Annotated in this window: 17 protein-coding genes; all 17 read right to left on the bottom strand. The window is 37.7% G+C overall.

Annotated elements, in window-relative coordinates:
- Positions 1-146: 146 nt before the first annotated feature.
- The 17 genes from cobA to MKX35_RS09450 all read right to left on the bottom strand — a co-directional run bounded on the left by cobA (position 147) and on the right by MKX35_RS09450 (position 19,662).
- Positions 147-1,694, bottom strand: coding sequence for a uroporphyrinogen-III C-methyltransferase (gene cobA, locus MKX35_RS09530; RefSeq protein WP_076300730.1), 1,548 nt, complete (start codon positions 1,692-1,694; stop codon positions 147-149).
- 5 nt (positions 1,695-1,699) lie between these two features.
- Entirely contained in the window at positions 1,700-2,653 is a 954-nt protein-coding gene (gene hemC / locus MKX35_RS09525) for a hydroxymethylbilane synthase (protein ID WP_076300729.1), read from the bottom strand.
- Positions 2,654-3,042: 389 nt separating this feature from the next.
- The gene (locus tag MKX35_RS09520) at positions 3,043-3,690 is read right to left on the bottom strand and encodes a precorrin-2 dehydrogenase/sirohydrochlorin ferrochelatase family protein (protein WP_076300728.1); all 648 of its coding nucleotides are present in this window, start codon (positions 3,688-3,690) and stop codon (positions 3,043-3,045) included.
- A gap of 5 nt (positions 3,691-3,695) precedes the next feature.
- Complete coding sequence (ccsA, locus tag MKX35_RS09515; RefSeq protein WP_076300727.1) at positions 3,696-4,523, bottom strand: cytochrome c biogenesis protein CcsA; 828 nt, start codon at positions 4,521-4,523, stop codon at positions 3,696-3,698.
- A gap of 5 nt (positions 4,524-4,528) precedes the next feature.
- Entirely contained in the window at positions 4,529-5,926 is a 1,398-nt protein-coding gene (hemA, locus tag MKX35_RS09510; RefSeq protein ID WP_076300726.1) for a glutamyl-tRNA reductase, read from the bottom strand.
- Between the two features lie 548 nt (positions 5,927-6,474).
- Entirely contained in the window at positions 6,475-7,119 is a 645-nt protein-coding gene (locus MKX35_RS09505) for a YdcF family protein (RefSeq protein ID WP_076300724.1), read from the bottom strand.
- 201 nt (positions 7,120-7,320) lie between these two features.
- On the bottom strand, positions 7,321-8,856 hold the full coding sequence (locus MKX35_RS09500) for a hypothetical protein (RefSeq protein ID WP_076300723.1): 1,536 nt from the start codon (positions 8,854-8,856) through the stop codon (positions 7,321-7,323).
- A 13-nt stretch (positions 8,857-8,869) separates the two neighbouring features.
- Positions 8,870-10,147, bottom strand: coding sequence for a hypothetical protein (locus tag MKX35_RS09495; RefSeq protein WP_076300722.1), 1,278 nt, complete (start codon positions 10,145-10,147; stop codon positions 8,870-8,872).
- A gap of 32 nt (positions 10,148-10,179) precedes the next feature.
- Positions 10,180-11,652, bottom strand: a complete 1,473-nt coding sequence (locus MKX35_RS09490) for an O-antigen polysaccharide polymerase Wzy family protein (RefSeq protein WP_076300721.1) — start codon at positions 11,650-11,652, stop codon at positions 10,180-10,182.
- Between the two features lie 63 nt (positions 11,653-11,715).
- Entirely contained in the window at positions 11,716-12,825 is a 1,110-nt protein-coding gene (locus MKX35_RS09485) for a glycosyltransferase family 1 protein (protein WP_076300720.1), read from the bottom strand.
- Positions 12,826-12,879: 54 nt separating this feature from the next.
- Entirely contained in the window at positions 12,880-13,872 is a 993-nt protein-coding gene (locus MKX35_RS09480; protein WP_076300719.1) for a stealth family protein, read from the bottom strand.
- Positions 13,873-13,882: 10 nt separating this feature from the next.
- Positions 13,883-15,007, bottom strand: coding sequence for a non-hydrolyzing UDP-N-acetylglucosamine 2-epimerase (gene wecB / locus MKX35_RS09475; RefSeq protein WP_076300718.1), 1,125 nt, complete (start codon positions 15,005-15,007; stop codon positions 13,883-13,885).
- Between the two features lie 15 nt (positions 15,008-15,022).
- Complete coding sequence (locus MKX35_RS09470) at positions 15,023-15,877, bottom strand: SDR family oxidoreductase (RefSeq protein ID WP_076300717.1); 855 nt, start codon at positions 15,875-15,877, stop codon at positions 15,023-15,025.
- On the bottom strand, positions 15,878-16,903 hold the full coding sequence (locus MKX35_RS09465; protein WP_076300716.1) for a nucleoside-diphosphate sugar epimerase/dehydratase: 1,026 nt from the start codon (positions 16,901-16,903) through the stop codon (positions 15,878-15,880). It abuts the gene before it with no gap.
- Complete coding sequence (locus tag MKX35_RS09460; protein WP_076300715.1) at positions 16,890-18,143, bottom strand: glycosyltransferase family 4 protein; 1,254 nt, start codon at positions 18,141-18,143, stop codon at positions 16,890-16,892. The genes MKX35_RS09465 and MKX35_RS09460 overlap by 14 nt, the downstream gene beginning before the upstream one ends.
- A 3-nt stretch (positions 18,144-18,146) precedes the next feature.
- Positions 18,147-19,034, bottom strand: a complete 888-nt coding sequence (locus tag MKX35_RS09455) for an NAD-dependent epimerase/dehydratase family protein (RefSeq protein ID WP_076300714.1) — start codon at positions 19,032-19,034, stop codon at positions 18,147-18,149.
- A gap of 1 nt (position 19,035) precedes the next feature.
- Entirely contained in the window at positions 19,036-19,662 is a 627-nt protein-coding gene (locus MKX35_RS09450; protein ID WP_076300713.1) for a sugar transferase, read from the bottom strand.
- Between the last annotated feature and the right edge of the window lie 76 nt (positions 19,663-19,738).

The following is a 19,738-nucleotide window of genomic DNA, read 5'->3' as shown; positions in this document are numbered from 1 at the left end:
AACAATCTGATTTCATTGCAGAATGTGCAATAGAAAAGACTTAGAATTGAAATTGATTCTAAATTTAAGAGACTCTATTGTACAAACTAAAACCAGTCTAAGATTACTTATATTAATAGGGCTATAGCTCATCTATTTCTATGAAACTAATTGATTCTAGTCTCCGCATTCCATCGACAGAGTTCCTGCACCAGACTATTAATAGTTGCTTCTTCAGGTAGCAGTCCCGGGGTAAGCCCCGCTTCCACGGCAGTCTGCTCAGTTAATGGCCCGATGCAGGCTATTTTCACGTTAGCTAGCAATGGGAGTGGATCTTCGAGCCCCATTCGTTTAAGAATGTGGATGAAATTGCGCACCGTTGAAGAACTAGTAAAAGTCACCGCGTGAACGCGCCCCTCCTCCAGCAGCTTCAGCAGCTCGTCGTCATCCTCACCCGTCACAACCGTCTCATAGGTATCGACGTCTGTGACTTGAAGGCCAAGCTCTCTCAGCTTGTCCGGCAGCCAGTCGCGCCCCAGATCGCCGCGCGGCAACAGCACGTTCTGCCCCGGCAGCAGCTGGGGACCGAACTTCTCAATCAGACCTTCCGCCTGAAACTTCGCCGGAAGTTCCTCAGCGATCACCCCGCGCTGCGCCAGCGCGGCTGCTGTACCCGGCCCCACCGCTGCAATCCTTGCGCGGTGAAGCCCCCGAATGTCCGCCCCCTGCTCCGCCAAGTGGCGCCAAAAAAACTCCACGCCGTTCGGGCTAGTGAAGAATACCCAGTCGTACGATTCCAGCGCGCCAAACGCCGCTGCAATCTTCTCCTTCTTCTCTGCGCCTTCCGGCATGATCGTCTCGATCACCGGGAACTCGTAGGGTTCCCCGCCGAGTTCCTCAATCATATCCACCAACTCGCTCGCTTGGCTCCGAGCCCGTGTCACCACGATGCGTTTGCCGAATAATGGCATCGCCTCAGCCCACTTGAGCTGCTCACGCTGCAGCACCACGTCGCCAACGACGATGACGGCCGGCGGCTGAAAATCCGCCGCCTTCACCTTCGCCTCAATATCGGCGAGGGTTCCCGTCAGAGTCTCCTGATCTGCGCGGGTACCCCAACGCACCAGCGCCACTGGTGTTTCTGGCGGACGCCCATGCTTGATCAGCTGGGCGCTGATATAACCTATTTTAGCTACGCCCATCAGGAACACTAACGTCCCCGTGGCATTCGTTACTTTATCCCAATGAATGGAATGATCCAGTTTATCTGGACTCTCATGTCCGGTGATAATCGACAGGGAAGAAGCATGATCGCGGTGCGTGACAGGTATACCCGCATAAGCAGGTACGCTGATCGCCGACGTGATACCCGGTACGATTTCGTAATAGATCCCATTTTTGCGCAGCAGCTCCGCTTCTTCACCTACGCGGCCAAAAATCGTAGGGTCCCCACCCTTCAGCCGCACCACTGTTTTCCCCTGTAAAGCCAGATCAACTAACAATTGATTAATCTCTTCCTGCTTCATCGTGTGGCGATCCGGCAGCTTGCCAACATAAATCTTCTCGCCGCCGGGCTTCATGCATTTCAGCAATCTAGGACTTGCCAGCCGATCGTACACCAGCACGTCGCTTTTTCGAATACACTCGAGGCCTTTTACAGTAATCAGCTTTGCGTCCCCGGGACCTGCACCTACCAAATAAACCTTCCCCGTCAATCCCCTCATCCCCTAACGTCTGACAGTATCTTCTCCGCTCCTCTTGCGATCAGCTTCTTAGCGACTTCTTCGCCGAGCTGTACCGGATCCACTCCAGTGCAAGTTTCTTTCAAAATCGTTGAACCGTCAGGTGTTCCCACCATCCCGGTTAAGGAGATTATTTTGTGCTCCGCAGTAGTGGCTTCCGCGGCTGCGTCAAGCACAGCATAAGCGCCAATTGGCACTTGGCAGCCGCCGTTCAGCACGCCAAGGAACGTGCGCTCAGCCGCCACCGTCAACGCTGTATCGGCGTCGTTGTATAACGCCAGCAGCTTCCGCAGGTCGGCGTCATCTGCGCGGCACTCGATGCCGAGTGCGCCCTGCCCTACAGCGGGCAGGCAAACTTCCAGCGGCAGGTAGGCGCTCACGCGATCCTGCCAGCCCATGCGCGACAGCCCCGCTGCTGCAAGCAAAATAGCGTCGTATTCGCCGCTCTCCAGCTTGCCCAGCCGCGAGTCAATGTTGCCGCGCACGGGCTCAATGACCAGATCAGGCCGCAGCGCAGCTAGCTGGCTGGAGCGGCGTAGGCTGCTTGTGCCTACGCGTGCGCCCTGAGGCAGCTCGTCCAGCGAGACGCCTCCGTTAGAGATCAGCGCGTCACGTGGATCGACGCGCTTCGGCACAGCACCGTTGATCAGCCCCTCCGGCAGCTCGGAGGGCATGTCCTTCATGCTGTGCACCGCCATGTCGATTTCCTTTTCCAGCATGGCCTGCTCGATTTCCTTCACGAACAAACCTTTGCCGCCTACCTTGGACAAGGTGACATCAAGGATGCGGTCCCCTTTGGTAACAATCTTTTTCACTTCAAAAGTGAATCCAAAACCATGCTCCTCGCTCAGTCGCTCCAGATCGGCAATCACATGCCCCGTTTGCGTCAACGCAAGCGCGCTCTGTCTACTCCCCACAATAATCTTACGCATTGTCCATTCCTCCTGATTACGTCTGCCTCTTACTCTTCACCTTAGACCGTATATAGTAATCCAAACTAACCAAAAGCTACTCCGCACTATTAAAGGGCAGTTATACCCTTTATTTAGCTCCTTCGTCGGTTATAGCTCAATTCAGGGGTATTTTTACCCCTCTTTTAACTAATATGAGCGTTTTAGAGCAATTCAAGGGTATTTATACCCTTCATTTATCTCTATCGGCGACTATTACTCAATTAAGGGGTATTTTTGCCGCTCTTTCGACCATTTCAGCCACTTCAGCGGTACTTATACCGCTCTTTCGACCATTTCAGCCACATCAACCGTACTCATATCATTAATCTAACCTAATTTTGTAATCTTCACAGTGTCCACGCGCACTTTTACTCCGCCCGATGATCAGCAATCCAAACATCCATATCCTCTGGGCTCCACGCAATAAAGCTACCGTTCTTCATCTCATTTAACACATCGAGCGCCCCAAGCTTCCGCAAAAGCCTTCCACGAACTTCAGCAGAAGATTCTTTTTCCTTAATCCGGATTCGCATGCTATGTACAAAATCCAAATATGGCTCATACGCCGCATCCAGCGCCTCTTCAAGCACATTTTTAATCTTCGCAGCCGCAAGCGGACCAGCACCCGAAGTAGATACAGCTACCGTTAAACGACCCCTTCGTACAACTCCGGGCGTAATAAAATCCCCCGCTTCCGCATGGCTAGCCACATTCACATGAATGCCAAGTCGCCTAGACTCCTGCGCAACCTCTTCATTAACCGTTCTATCGTTAGTGGCTGCATATACGAGAAAGGCCCCACGGAGATCTCCGGGAGCATAAGGGCGGTCATGCCAGGTCATGAGACCCTTTTTCACTAGAGAGGCAAGCGTATCTGTCAAAGAGGGACTAATCATCTTAACCACCGCTCCAGCTTCCAGCAGCCCACTCACCTTCCGTTCAGCCACGGCACCACCGCCAATAACCACAACCTGTTGCTTTTCACAATCCAGCATTATGGGCAAATACCGAGTCATGCTCTTCACTCCCCGCTCCAACCGTGAAAACCAGATAAAGAATTCAACAAAAAATTCAAGATAATAAAAGCATATCCTAAAATCGCCCAGCGAGCCATACTTACTCCACTTTTCCGCCCGGATTTCTTAAAGATAATATAAAATATGTAAATTCCAAGGCCAATAAGTGTCGTTAGTACTTTTAAATCCTTCAATAATAGTGTCCGTCCCTCAGAAACAATAGATAAGCTAGCCACCACCAGAGAGATTGCCAGCAAAGGAGTCCCCACCAGAATAGCGGTGTAAGAATATTTATCTGTAGTCTCTAAGTTTGGTAAACGACGAATTCGGTCACTCCATTGCTTGCTTTTGAGTCTGGTGTGCAGGAATAAGTACAATATTGCAAATACCGTCCCAAGTGTCAGTGCAGCAAAACTCAAATTGGCCAAAATCACATGCATTGTCAACCAGCCATACACCGAGCTCCAAGTCTCAAGCGTATGTCCCCCCGCCGTCAGCCACACCCGATTTAGGAGAAAAACACAGAATCCTGCCACACTAAGCAGCAGAATCGTAAACTCCCCTCCACGTGTGAAAGCCACCGCAAGCGAAGTCAGCACAATACTAAATGCAAACCAGAACAAGAAATCATAAGGTGTGAAAATGGGCAGTCCCTTCTCCTGAGAGAAACGAATTCCCAGTCCTGCAGCTTGCAAAAGACCCACAACAACAAGAAGCCCCGTGCCTAACCGCTTCCCACTCGGGTTGCGATAAAGGCAATCCGAGAAAACAAACAGCAGGCTCAGGGCATATAGCAGCAGAGCGGCATCATATATTCCGTTCAGCAGTTGCATATCACTCACCTACCCAACAGGCCTGCCGGAGCAAGCACCGTCTTAGGCACAGAAAAATCGCCGCTACCGGCAGTACGTTCTGTGGAACTAGACTGCTTAGCCGGGGCGGAATCTCCGCCATCTGAATTAGATTCGAGCTGTTCCTGTAGCGCAAAGATTTTGGAGAAATAATCAAGAGCTTCATTCCCCTGCTTGCCACCGGACATCTCTTTAATTACATTGATTGGATCATGCATCATTTGGTTCACAATGCTTTTGGTCAAGCGACGGATCACCTTGCGCTGATGCTCGTCCAGCTCAGGCAGCTTATTGAACAGACTCTCCATCGTTTCCTCATGAATCGCATTCGACTTATCCTGAAGCGCCCGGATTACCGGTCTCACGCCAAGCGTCTTAAGCCACAGCTGGAACTCATCCATTTCCTCACCGATCATCACTTCAATCTTCGCAGCTTCACTCCGACGCATTTCCAGGTTACTCTCCACAATGCCCTCCAGATCGTCAATATCATACAAAAAAACATCTGGCACATTAGCCGCTGCAGGATCAATATCACGGGGTACAGCTATATCAATCATAAAAAGCGGCCGCGAAGGGCGACGCTTCATAGCATTCGCTACCTGATCTGCCGAAAGTACATAGCCGTCAGCTCCCGTTGAGCTGATCACGATATCTACCTCATTAAGAGTTTTTAGCGCATCTTCAATCGTGCTTGGCTTACCCGAGAACTTCTCTGCCAGTTCAATCGCACGCGACAGCGTACGGTTAGCGACAATCACTTCAGCCGCACCACTACTATATAGATGCTTTACAGTGAGCTCACTCATTTTGCCGGCGCCGAGAATCAGAACTCTTTTACCAGTGAACATGCCAAAAATCCGCTTGCCCAGCTCCACTGCCGCATAACTGACAGATACTGCGCTTTCGCCGATTGACGTTTCACTATGTGCTCTTTTGCCGAGTGTCACCGCTTGTTTAAATAACCGATTGAACCAAGTTCCAGTTACACCCTCAGCCTGAGCCGTGAGAAAAGAACTTCGCACCTGTCCCAGGATCTGCGTCTCGCCAATCACCATGGAATCCAGGCCGCAGGTCACGCGGAACAAATGCGCAATCGCCTGCTCGTCTTCATATATATACATATGCTGTGCAAATTGCTCGTTTTTCACTCCAAACCACTGCTCCATAAAGCCGCGGAGGAAATATCCCCCCATATGGAGACGGTCCATGACCACATAAATTTCCGTACGGTTGCAGGTGGCTACTACGACCCCTTCCAGCACACCCTTCGTCTTCATCAATTGATGAAGCGCTGCCGGAAGATCACTCTCCGCAAAAGCAAACTGTTCCCTAACCTCCACGGGAGCCGTACGATAATTCAGGCCAACGACGACGATGTGCATCGATAGTTCACCATCCTAGTCTCTATTCATTACTGTGTACAGTTATATTAAAGAATATTTTTACATAATATTCACTTTCACAACATCTCAAAACACTGTGTTAAGTATATCACACGAAAATACGACTTTTTACAGATTTTTTGAACGCTTTATGAAATCCAGATAATAATTATTATAAATAAAAAACCGCAGGTTCGCTACGGTTAGGATGGGTTATTTTGTGATTAATTATTAGTTGGTGGGGCAAGGAGGGAATTGATTAGCTAATAATTCTAAATATCATCATAAATTCTTCAATAATAGAGCGCTGGATCAATGATTCAAAATTTCTCGGGTTTGGTAACTTTTATTGAAGCTACTTCTCCACATTTTTTACAAAATGTGAAGATAAGTGGTGAGCCAAAAGAAAAGGTTTTACCAATGGGCAGAAGGTTGGAATCCCCTCTGCTCATTTCACCTTTGGTGAATGTAGTGCTACCACATGATTTACAGACTAAGTTTGCTTCGTTCATAAGGATCACCTCGGATAAAGTATATGATACTTCAAACTAGCGAAACCAGTTCTTTATCTGATCAAGAATACTTTTCGCCTCTGGCCCATTGTAACCAAAGGTGTTGCCGATCATTTTTACATACTCGTTGAACGTTGTTTCTGTGCTCTTTCGGTCACTCCACCAGCGCTTAGCGTTATATCCTGAGACAGATCCTACATACGTAAGCTCAATATCTGATTTTTTGTACACACGATCAAAAAGAAGCTTCACCCTTCGCATGTGAAAATCCGAGGAAACGACAATCGTAGATTTAAAATCGTGTTCCTTCATTATAGGAAGAGTAAACTCTGCGTTCTGATAGGTACTCGACGCTGCGTTCTCAGTATAGATGGCCTCCTGCGGTATACCGAGATTAAGGGCGGTTTGGAGCATGTCACCTGATGAACTCGTTGACTCTTTGGCGTTAGAAAGAATTATATACGGAGCGTAGCCAGATTTATATAACTCAGCTGCTTTTTCTACCCGGTCTTGACCTCCGCTAAGTACGATGATGACGTCTGCTTGGTTGGGAGGTTCAGTTAATGCGAGAAAGCGGCCTGCACTGAAGAAACCAGTAATCAACAATAGTAAGAATATGGAAAGGATAAATCTTCTATTAATTAGATTGCTTTTTCTTTTCTTAACAGATAAGTCGTTCATAGATCCCTTATGTGATTCGTTACTAAGGATTTGTCTCTACATTTATCATTGTCGATATACCATAGTACCGATTTGCATATGCTCCCTTCTGATATATAAGAATTATATTGCCTAATAAGTCCCCTTAAATTAATTTATAATATTAATAGTAAAAAGATCTTTGCATTAAGCTTCAAAAAATTTATTCTGCCATAGGTTATATTATGTTCGTATTTTTTTAGGAAAATTACCAAAAAAACTAATAATTCTTAAAATAATAGGGTTAATAATACTCCTATTGAATATAAAATTGGTAATTATAATTAAAAGAAAATTAATTGAAGTTAATAATGTGCCATTAACCAAAAATTGAATATAATTATTAATACCTTTCGTGAACTTGAGCTCAAGAATACTCAAACATATCCCAATAAATAAATTCGGCCATAATAACTTCCAGTAATTCATAATCCCCTTTTTAAAATACACACAATGCGTATAATATATCTCTATAATTGCTAAGAATAGAGCTGTTAAAAACACACCAAACAAAATGCCATATATTCCTTTCATAATTGAGCCAAACACTATACTAACAATTAATAGAATACATGCAATAATTTGAAACTTCTTACTAATTTTGAAATTTCCAGACATATTAATTATATGCCCGCTGGGGATATGTAATATCTCTAATAACGTAATTGCAATTAAAAATGCTGCTATATTATAATCAACATAGTTTACATCATAGATATTTTTAGTATATATACTTATGAAAGGCATAATTAGAGTTGATGCTGAGATCATAAAAAGAAACAAAATAATAATAGATACTAATTCATATTGGATAAAAATCTTATATGTCTTTTCATCATCATTCTCAACTATTGTCTGTCCCATTCCTAAACGTGGAGCATTAGTTATCGCATACAACATACTTTTAACTAAAAGAAAGACGCTATTATAAACTGCATACACACTTGCAAGAGCTGTTCCACCAGCAGATGCTAGAGAGATAAATATTATAGGTAGCGTACTATATATAGCCCCAGTGATTTTTTGAATAAATACATCTTTTGTTCCTTTAATTGATGAATAATTAGGCTTAGCACTAAAATCAAGAAATTTATACTTCTTTTTACAGTAGATGACTATCAAAGTACTATTAACCAATGAACAAATCATTACAACAAGTCGTACACCCCACATAGCACTAAAGTTCCCATAAATTAAAGAAATATTTATTATATGTCCCGCTGTGATTGTAAGCACAGTTATTAAAGATATAATATATTCTTTTTGCTCAGCCTGTATAAGGATGCGATATTTCATCGTATAGTACAAATTAATTGCTGCTGGTAAAAAGGTCATAATCAGGACTAAAAAAATTATTGTATCATTTAATGTTGTCTTTACCAAAAATCCATAAAAAATGGTAACAATAATACCCACACAAAAAAATACTAAACCAATCTTTTTAAAGATATTACTTGTAGCAACGATTATTCTGTTAATTTCTTCAAAGTCTCGGTTAACATAGGGCTTCAATAATGCAACGTTTGTTGCAATTGTGAAACCACCTTCTACTATAAGCATCATATTAATTAATTGTGTTGCGACAGAATTTAAGCCATTAAATTCTGATCCAAAAGTGGATAACACGAGTCTTGTCACCACTAAACCAAGAACTCCATTAATCATAGTCAACATCAGTGCACTTATTGCATTTAACATAGTAGTTTTACTTTTCTGCATGACTTCATCCTAACTATAAAGAGTTCATCTCTTCAACAAATTTTTCTACAATAAAAGCACTATTTAATTCCGGCATATATTTTAAAACCTTATCAAAAGTTAAGGTTTTACCTGAATATTTAGCAATAAACTTTTTACATGCTTCAATTTCTCTCTCCTTATCGTATTCATATTCTTTAATAACTAATAGCATTGGATATTTTTCCAGATACTTTAGTGAAGGATCATTCTCAATTTTACTAAAATGTATAATCGGCTTCCCCATTGCCATATATTCAAATATTTTACCCGGTGTCTGAAAAACAACTGTGTTACCAATATTAATTAATATATCTGCATCAATCATTGTTGCATGGGCAATTTCCTTAGGTTGACCAGAATAAAACTTTAATGTATCTTTCATTCCATTAAATTCATTTTTCAAAAACTTCACTTTAGAACTAGACATCATAGTAATTGAAACAGTACCTTTTAATTCATGAAAGAATCTAATCATAAATACTGGATTCCTGATTGATTTCATTAAAGCTCCACCATATACACAGTCACTGATCTTTCCGCTTTTCATTAAAATAGATTTTCCTATGTCAGCAGAAATTTCGCTCATATTTGGAAAGTTAACCTTGCAAAATTTATTACTATATTCATTCAGTGGAGTTTCTTTATAAAACTCAAATAACTCAGGAGTTAAAAAAACCTTATCACATTTTTCAAAAAATCCGCACTCTTGTAAGATCCTTTTTTTCTTATTATATTTCCCATAAGTATCTTCATTATAAGCAAATGGATCAAATTCGAATATAGCCCACTGAACCTTGTTGGTAAATTGATCTTTTAAGATGTTTGCTATTTTGTGAGTTACTGCCGGATGAGAAATGGAAAGAATATAATCATATTGTTTCATCTCATTTAATTCATTACACTTTCTTAGAACTTCCTTTGTATCCCAACCCCCATACCTTTCCTCACCACGCACATCCCTGTAATACATATAAAAAAGAGTTTTAGATATTATCGATAGCCATTTATTTAATTGTTTCAACACTCGACTAGAATTATTCTTTATCAATGAATTGTACGCAATAGTATTCATTGTCTTGTAATCATCGATTCTTATAATATTAAGTCCTTTGTAGTTTTCGTATGGTGGCAAATCAATAGCATGTCTTCTTGTGACTACATCAACTTCATAACCCTCATTCAACAAACCATATAAAAAAGGTTCGATACAATTTGTATTTGAAGAAGGATAAGGATAAAACTCAGCTAAGATTACTAGAATACGTTTCATGGCTACCCCCTACACAATTCTAAAAAATATCTCTAATTATACTTTTTAGAATCGATTAAATTCCCCTTCTCTTTACCCACATTTATCTTCCCGAATAAAAAACATATTATTACACATATCCAAAAATAAGGACTAAAAACTGGAGCAATCATATATATTGCATCTGATCTAGGAGTGTAAAATAATTGTAATAATGCATAAATAACCAATGTAGAAATGATCCAACTATTATTTTTTGCATATTTTCCAAACCAATCTACCATTTTAACCATACCCAAGCCTAGTAATATATTATAAATGATTAACCCAATCCATCCGATATCATGAACAACTTCTAAAATATGAACTACACCAACACCTGCACCTTGTAAATAATTATTCCCCATTAGCATATAAGACAGGTGTGCCTTCATATCATGACCCAGCGCTAAAGCTTCTAAAGATTGATTATTTATTGAAACAGTTCCAAATAAAACCCTTCCAATCAAGGTATTATGCACAATATTGTCATATATTGGACCAAGCATATAACCAGGTAATGATTTTATAGGTAATAAATCTAAAACATCAAAGCCTTTAACTAATACATCGAATGAATTCCCTTGTTGGTATAAAAAGTTAGTAACCAAATTACCTTCGAATAGATCTACCGCTCGTCCAGTTCTCCAATAATTGTATCCATATGAAAAACCTATCAAAATTGGTATCATCGCAATAATAACTGTTTTTTCAATTTTTCCTATCCATTTTTCATTTTCTTCAGATCGGTGGAAGTCACGCAAACAAAAATATGAAAAGATAAACATAAATGCTAACATTGAGGGAGATCTCATTCCTACAAATAATTGAGGCAATGTAGAAATAGCAAATAAAAGAAGCGGAATTATAGCTTTTTTCTTCACTGGCATTGTCGCTAAGAAAATACATAGTGAGGGTTTCATTAATTGAATAAAGCCTTTGACTAGAGTATTCTGAGAAGTTTGATAGCTAGTATAATATTGAGTATACGTATGAGTCTGCATAAAAATAATCTTTTCTAATCCTTCCATAAAAGAAGCCACTATGGAAATATAGAAGATTATCATTGATATTTGCTGGAGCTTGTTTATAAATATCCTATCCACTTTTTCTGTTCGTATATGCACATCTACACTTCTAGATTTTTTGAGTGATATCTTATCAAAAAAACTCGCTCCTATGAACATAAATAATAACGAAATATATAAACTAACTAAAGTTCTAAAAACAGAACTCTCACTTCCTAAAATCCACCACTCATCTCCTCTTATCATTGAGACAAAAGGTCTACTGATCAAAAAGATAAACATACATATATTAAAAAGGGAAAATATAATATAACGCCGATTTGTTAAAGCAAAGAGCAGATTACCACTCAACAATAACAATATACCTAATAGTATTAAATTATAGTCTAAAAGTAATATTCCAAACGGAAATATTATCAATGATAAAATGGTAAGAATAATATATACTGTTTTTTTCATATTTCCACCTAAATCAATTTATTGTTTCTTCATTAACATACTTTTTCATTCTAAACATAAAAGTTATTTAACTAAGTTCAGATAAAAATGCTCTAACCATTCAGAACTTGATTTAATACTATAATCATTTTTCATAACATCAATCCAAGCATTATTTCGCATTTCCTCACTATTAATTCTATCGACAGCTATGTTGGCCCAATCAAGTGCTGTCAATTTTAAATCAATTTTTTCAATTTTATCTGTTAGTATCGCCTCATCTACTATCTCTTTAGAAACAATACATGGGAGACCGCTACATTGTGCCTCAATCAAAACAACACCCAAACCTTCATAAAGTGATGGAAACATAAATATATCCATAGCTTGTAAATAATCATTAACATTCTTCCTAACACCAAGAAAAAAAACTTTATCTGATATACCTAATTCTTCTACCTGTCTCTTACAATTTCCCACTAACTCGCCTTCGCCAATCAATAGTAATATCACATTTTCTCTTAGTTTTGTTATTTGATAAAATGTCTCTATAAGGAAATTATGATTTTTCTGTTTATTAAATCTTCCAATATGTCCAAATACTATTTTCTCAGATAATCCATATTCATCTCTTATCTGCTTTCTCTTATATGCATTAAATTTAAATTTTTCAACTTCTATTCCATTTTTAACAACTATTAATTTATCTTTTATCTTTTTTTCACCAAACATGTTATAACCTGCATCTTTTGAACAAGCAAAGAAATGTGTTGCATAATATCTTGAGAAAAATTTCGAAATATTCTGCGTCCATTTTTTTATATATGAATTATTAAATGTATTCGTATTATGGCTATGCATTATTCTATGTTTTATAGAAAAGTATTTCGCTATTACTAATGGCAGAAAATCAAATGCAACACTTGTATGTACATGTACAATATCATAATGATTCGACTTAAATAATTTTCGGATAAAGGATATTTTTTGGATAATATTTCTTTGCCTGAGGGGCATATTGTATATGTTACAGCCAAGAGATTCTAAATGTCTCTTCGCTTCCTCATTTTTAATCCCTTGTGGAACAATATCAATATGAACTTCATTTGCATTCATATGTTCTATCCAAGAAATTACCATCTTTTCTATTCCACCATTACTAAGTGGAGTCATAAAGTATACTATCTTAACCATAATTCCTCCCTACAATTCTAAGATGCTACAATAAATATTCATTAAAATATTCTCTTAATTCTCAAATTGAGATTTTTCAGGAAGTATCGTATCAAAACTTTTCTTTATCAAATCTCTAGACATTACGAATTTTTCCTCGGACATATCAACATCATTAAGGCAAAGCATTTTCCCTTTTTGTTTAGAAATATAATTACAAGCTATCTCGATATTATGGGCAGCTATTGACTTTCCAACATTATATTTTCTGGGATAAAACTGACCACTCATATTTTGCCATGCTTTCATTAACCATTGATTTACATCTAGCATATGTCTAAATTTGTTTTTGCATGTTTCATGAAGTATTTCATACTCTTCTCTCCATAAAATATTAAATACTTCTTTGGTAAATGATGTTGGCAAATGTTGTTGTAACAATCCCGGAAATCTAGGGCATGGCAATAAATATATATTTCTTAACACATTGATTCCGTATTTAACATTAAACCATTTAGTACGATGTTTCTTTAATACTTCTTTCATCCTAAAATGCTTATTTATTACACCTATATTTCTAAATGGAGCTAATATAAACATTTCGTCCATATTATAGCAATGCACATTCATTATTGCTGAATCACAAGGCAGATTTTCGTTGAAGAACATTTCTTCTTTTACATAATCAACTAAGAACATATCGTCATTAAAATAAACAAAGTTATTCGACAAACCTTCTATTCGATGAAGATTAAGTTCTATAGGATGGGCACTAAAAGTTGGTAGATATTCCTTTGGTATGAATTCTTCATGCTTAACAATTTTCAACTTTGGATGGTCTTGATTTAACCAAGATGGAATATGACCCCATGTAACAAAATAAATATTATTGACCCAAGGGGAAAATTTTTCTACTCCTCTAAACCAATATTGTAAATTATCCCAATCCCTAAATCTATGAATATTATTATCATTTGCGAAATTAGATTTGTATTTTGCTCTTTCTTTTTGCCAATCAGTATCATTTCCATCAACCCAAATTATCACAAAATCTATTTTATCATTCATATCAACCCCCTCACTTTCTCCACACAAACTTATTTATTATACCGGTATAACTCTGAATTAACTTTACAACCTTTGTACTAACATTTTCATCTGCATAATCAGGAACTGTTATACCCAAATCGTCATTAGCATTCATATTTACTGCCATATTAACAGCTTGCAGAACCTGTTCTGTGGTAATGCTTCCGATTACAAAACCACCTTTATCAAGAGCCTCAGGTCTTTCAGTACTTGTTCTTACTGATACAGCAGGAAATTTAAAATAAGAAGCTTCTTCAGGAATCGTTCCACTATCAGAGACTACACAGAACGCATGTTTTTGAAGGTTATTATAATCATAAAAACCAAATGGATCTAAACTCTTAACTAATGGATGAAACTTAAATTCTCTTTGAATAATAAATTTTTTACTTCTTGGATGTGTACTGTAAATAACAGGTATGTTATATGTTTCAGCCATAGCATTTACGGCACTCATTAATGCAAAGAAATTCTGTTCATTATCAATATTCTCTTCTCTGTGTGCTGAAAGTAGTATATACTTTCCTTTCTCTAATCCTAAGGTCTTTAGTACATTGCTATTATTAATGCCTTCTTTATTAGCAGATAATACTTCTGCCATTGGTGAGCCGACTACGTAAGTTCGCTCTTTTGGAACACCAGAAGCATTCAGATATCTTCTTGCATGCTCAGTATAGCAAAGGTTTACATCACTAGTAACATCAACGATTCTACGATTAATTTCTTCTGGCAGATTCTCATCAAAGCAACGATTCCCAGCTTCCATGTGAAAAATTGGTATTTTTAATCTTTTGGCAGATATAACACTAAGACAAGAGTTAGTATCACCAAGAACTAAAATAGCATCTGGATTTTGATCAGTCATAATTCTATACGACTTCTCTATTACATTTCCCATTGTTTCACCTAAGTGATCACCTACAACATTTAAATAAAAGTCAGGTGCTTTTAAACCTAATTCTTTAAAAAACACTTCATTTAATGCATAATCATAATTTTGTCCCGTATGTACTAATATATGTTCAAAGTATTTGTCACACTTTTTTATAATCTCTGATAATTTAATAATCTCTGGTCGTGTTCCCACTATTGTCATTAATTTTAATTTTCGCACTTATGTCTCTCTCCTCTATATTGAATAATGCGGGTACATCTCTTTATGTTGTTCAATCCATTTTTTCATTTCTAAGATCATCTGCTCATAATTCGGGACTACAAAAGAAAAATCTTCTCCCCTATTGTTAACAAGTGACTTATCAACTTTCATTTCGTTACTTGGTGATATTACAGTTCTATTATTGAAAATTTCATTACACAATTTAAGCAAATCAAATTTACTTATGCTTTCATTATTGACCAAATTGTATAGACCTGTTAAGTTTTCTTCTAAAGCCTTTTCCATTGCTTTAGCAAGTGTTATTGTCGTTACACCTGACCAAATAGCCGATGTGAATCCATTAATATGCCCGTTTTGTTTCATAAACCAGTTAAAAAGACCTATCCCTTTTTCATTTAAATCCGGACCGATAATTGAATTTCTAAAAGTCAAATCTTTATAATTTTCAAGTTCCCCTAAAGCCTTTGTTCTATCATAAAAAGTTTCACCATCTTTAAAAGATTTTTCATTATAGCTTCCAGACTTTCCGGAAAAGACACAATCAGTGCTCATATGAACAATTTTCGTTTCCATATTCTTAGTAACTTCACTGAGATAATGTGGTAAGTAACTGTTTATTAATACTGCATTTGATTTATTTTCTTCTGCATCTCTATTCAAGATGCCAATCGCATTAATGATTGCATCATAGTTTCCAATCTTAATTACATCATTTAAATGATTAAAGTCTGTAATATCACCAACAATATTAGTACAATATTCAAAATTGCGCCTGCTAAAAGCTGTAACATCATGGCCATTTTCTTTAAAATAAATAGAAATTGTATGACCTGCCATTCCTGTTGCTCCAAGGACAAGGATTTTCACTTATCTCTTCCCCTCCCAATTCTTTAATTCCTCTTGAATATAATCTAGTTTAAGTAATTTATCTTTTATTGCTTCAACTCCTAACCTCTCAGTATTATGGGAGTTATAATCTTCAACTTGTTGGATTTTTTTGTTTCCTTCTACGAAGTATTTATCATAGTTAAGGTCTCTTTTATCCGCTGGAACCCTATAAAATCCTCCTAAGTCTTCAGCAACTACATGCTCTTCTCTTGTAAGTAGAGTTTCATACAATTTTTCTCCATGACGAGTCCCAATGATTTTAATTTCATTCTTTACGCTGAATATTTCTCTAACCGCTTGAGCTAAATCCCAAATAGTCGACGCAGGAGCTTTTTGAACCATAATATCGCCAGCTTCGGCATTCTGGAAAGCAAATACAACAAGTTCTACAGCCTCCTCAAGACTCATTAAGAATCTTGTCATGTTAGGGTCAGTTACAGTCAAAGGACCTCCGTTTTTAATTTGCTCTATAAATAGTGGAATTACAGAACCTCTCGAAGCCATTACATTACCATATCTTGTCCCACAAATAAGTGTCTTTTCTGGGTTTACTGTATTAGATTTAGCTACGAATACCTTCTCCATCATTGCTTTGGAAATCCCCATTGCATTTATGGGGTATGCAGCTTTGTCAGTGGAAAGACAAATAACCTTTTTAATACCCATCTCTATAGCCCCAGTAACAACATTATCTGTACCTATTATATTGGTTTTAACAGCCTCAAGAGGAAAAAACTCACATGAAGGTACTTGCTTAAGTGCTGCTGCATGAAAAACATAATCCACACCATACATAGCGTTTTTAACACTAGCTAAATCACGCACATCACCAATATAGAACTTAAGCTTATCGTTTTTATATAGTTTTCGCATATCATCTTGTTTTTTTTCATCTCTAGAAAAAATTCTAATTTCTTTAACATCTGTACCAAGAAATCTTTTCATTACAGCATTCCCAAAAGATCCTGTCCCACCTGTGATTAATAACGTTTTATCTTTGAACATACTTACTATCTCCATTCTTTAAGTTACTTAGGTTAAACCAAGGGTCTAGCTTATTCAAAAGCATATTTTTATCAAAAGTATTATTATAGTAGTCGAGTGCATTTTGAGACATCTGCTGCAATTCACCAGAGGAACTCAAAGCTAATTTTTGTATATTGTTAGCCAATTGTTCTGCATTACCAGCATCGCCACAGACACCAGCACCAGCTTTAACTATCACATTTTGTATCTCTCCATCAGCAGATACAATAATAGGAATTCCACAAGCCAGACATGACTGCGTCTTTGCTGGTAGAGTTATTGAAAACACTTTACTTTTTGAAAGGCTTATTAATGTCGCATCACAGACTGCCATAAAATCAGGAATTCTAGTAGGTGGCTGTTTAGCAACAAAATTAAACATTTCAGATACATCACATTCGTTTACCTTGTTTATCAGAGTGTCTTTATACCGGCCATCGCCTACTATATTAAATCGAACTTTTATTTTCTGTTGTTTTAATAATCTGGCTGCTACAGGTAATATATCCAAGCCCTGTGCAACTCCAATATTACCAGCAAAGATAATATTAAAATGTTCATCTTGTGGGATTTCCGATACAATAGCTAAATTTCTATCAACTGGAGCGTAATAGTCTTCCGCGTATTGAGGCCAGAATTCTAATTTTCCATACATTACACCACGCTGATTAATTGCTTCAATAAAGCTCTCAGATGAAGTGAATATTCTATCACAATGCCTGTAAATATAATCAACCATCGTCCCAATTATGTTTAAAATATGTTTATTTTTAATACCTGCTACTATTTCTACGTTGTCCGGCCATAAATCAGTAACATACAAATAACAAGGTACCTTTCTTTTTTTGGCATACCATACACCTGGTAATGCTTGTGTCATTGGAGAAACTTCAAATATAAATACATAATCCGCTTTAAGCCTAGTAAATAAGTTCCAGAAGAATCCTGATACCACAAAAGATAAATAATTCAATGCGAGCATTATTGAATTTTTCCCTCTTGGTATTAATGGAATTCTTATTATTTCAACGCCATTATAGATTTCTTTACGTTTTTTAAATAATCCGTACCCAGGGTAATACTTTCCTTGAGGATAATTTGGAATACCGGTAACGACCGTTACTTTATATCCCTTCTTCACCCATTCCGTACAAATATCATTAATACGAAATTGCTCAGGGTAAAAATATTGAGCTATAACTAAGATATGTTTGTTCACTCTCTACCCTTCTTTGTCTATAGTTTCAGTTAAGAGAATTGATTCTCTTAAATTTCTAATTTGATAATTCGTTTTATAAATACTCATCCTTGAGTCATAAGCTAAGTTCCCAAACACTTTGTTTATCAGATTTATTTTGATAGCTAAACCATTATTAAGAATAAAGTTAAAAACCTTCGTTAACTTGATACTTTTACTATGCGCTTGGGCTATTAATAACACCAATTTACTAGTACTTACATATTCGCTATTCTGTGGAAAATACAATCCTTGTTCATTATTTTCAATCATCAACCTAATAAATTCACAAAGATTATCTATATGAAGCATACTTCTTTCATTGTCGATGTCAGGAAATAGTGGTAATTTACGAGCATAGCTTGCCAATTTCGGATAATTTCCTTTAGAACCCTTACCATAAATCATAGGTGGTCTAATTATAACTACTTTGAAATCATCACTCTCTAAAAGAGAGATGCCTTCCTCCGCTTGGAGCTTACTATTCCCATAAAAATTAGATGGTTGAGGTATAGTGCTTCTATCTATAATACGCTTCTTGTTAATATGGCTACTATCGCCATAGACAATAATACTGCTAGTAAAAATAAACTGCTTAACGCGTTCTTCCTTTGCCTTCTCAGCAACTTCAATCGCCAGATCGCGATTAATTTCATAATATTGCTGCTCCATGCTTGGGTCCGTAGATACATGAGCAATTCCAGCCACATGGAGCACCACATCATAATTTGAAAAATCATGTTCCTTCCATTCCGTACCTCTTACCGATAGTTCCACAACTACGTATTGATCTGGCCATTGTTCCAGCCACTTAATAAAATTGGTACCAACGTAACTCCCTTTACCAGTAATTAATATCTTTCGTTTGCTCATTTTATAAGGTTACCCCTTTAGTAGAAGACACTTCCTGTTTTGTTGTTCCTTCTTTTACACCATCCGATTTCAGAACACTTAGGATCGTCATAAAAAACACTTTTATATCAAACATAAAAGAAAGACCTGCAACATACTCCCCATCAAGCCTAGCCTTAATATCAATCTCTAGCTCATCCCGACCATTAATCTGAGCCCACCCAGTCAACCCTGGCTTAATATCATTAGCTCCGTATTTATCTCTTTCAGCTATCAAATCATACTGATTCCACAACGCAGGGCGAGGTCCAACGATACTCATTTCACCTTTGAGGATATTAATAATCTGAGGTAGTTCGTCCAAGCTTGTTTTTCTTAGGAACTTACCTACTTTAGTAATAAAGAAATCCGGATCCTTCAATAGATGAGTTGGCATATCATTAGGAGTGTCCGTTCGCATCGTTCTAAATTTGAGAATGTAGAATTCCGATTTATTTTTACCTAATCGCTTTTGTTTAAATAAGATAGGGCCTTTTGAGCTTGTCTTAATCGCAATCGCGATAATCAAGAAAACCGGCCATAACACTAACATTCCGATTAAAGCCAGCAGAAAATCAATGGTTTGTTTCACGTAAACATAAGGTCTCATAAATTCACCTGATCCTTTAAGTTACTATTTTCTATCTATGTACATCATCTCTATGTCCAAGAGGCATAGAGATGAT

This window comes from Paenibacillus sp. FSL R5-0923, assembly GCF_038009145.1.
Classification (GTDB): domain Bacteria; phylum Bacillota; class Bacilli; order Paenibacillales; family Paenibacillaceae; genus Paenibacillus_AQ.
Note: the sequence above shows the minus strand (reverse complement) of the source record. Positions and strands in the feature narration are given on the sequence as shown.

Coding starts and splice junctions, on each gene's coding strand:
- hemC (WP_076300729.1), bottom strand. CDS start 2,653: ATGCGTAAGATTATTGTGGGGAGTAGACAGAGCGCGCTTGCGTTGACG.
- MKX35_RS09520 (WP_076300728.1), bottom strand. CDS start 3,690: ATGACTCGGTATTTGCCCATAATGCTGGATTGTGAAAAGCAACAGGTT.
- ccsA (WP_076300727.1), bottom strand. CDS start 4,523: ATGCAACTGCTGAACGGAATATATGATGCCGCTCTGCTGCTATATGCC.
- hemA (WP_076300726.1), bottom strand. CDS start 5,926: ATGCACATCGTCGTCGTTGGCCTGAATTATCGTACGGCTCCCGTGGAG.
- MKX35_RS09505 (WP_076300724.1), bottom strand. CDS start 7,119: ATGAACGACTTATCTGTTAAGAAAAGAAAAAGCAATCTAATTAATAGA.
- MKX35_RS09500 (WP_076300723.1), bottom strand. CDS start 8,856: ATGCAGAAAAGTAAAACTACTATGTTAAATGCAATAAGTGCACTGATG.
- MKX35_RS09495 (WP_076300722.1), bottom strand. CDS start 10,147: ATGAAACGTATTCTAGTAATCTTAGCTGAGTTTTATCCTTATCCTTCT.
- MKX35_RS09490 (WP_076300721.1), bottom strand. CDS start 11,652: ATGAAAAAAACAGTATATATTATTCTTACCATTTTATCATTGATAATA.
- MKX35_RS09485 (WP_076300720.1), bottom strand. CDS start 12,825: ATGGTTAAGATAGTATACTTTATGACTCCACTTAGTAATGGTGGAATA.
- MKX35_RS09480 (WP_076300719.1), bottom strand. CDS start 13,872: ATGAATGATAAAATAGATTTTGTGATAATTTGGGTTGATGGAAATGAT.
- MKX35_RS09465 (WP_076300716.1), bottom strand. CDS start 16,903: ATGTTCAAAGATAAAACGTTATTAATCACAGGTGGGACAGGATCTTTT.
- MKX35_RS09455 (WP_076300714.1), bottom strand. CDS start 19,034: ATGAGCAAACGAAAGATATTAATTACTGGTAAAGGGAGTTACGTTGGT.
- MKX35_RS09450 (WP_076300713.1), bottom strand. CDS start 19,662: ATGAGACCTTATGTTTACGTGAAACAAACCATTGATTTTCTGCTGGCT.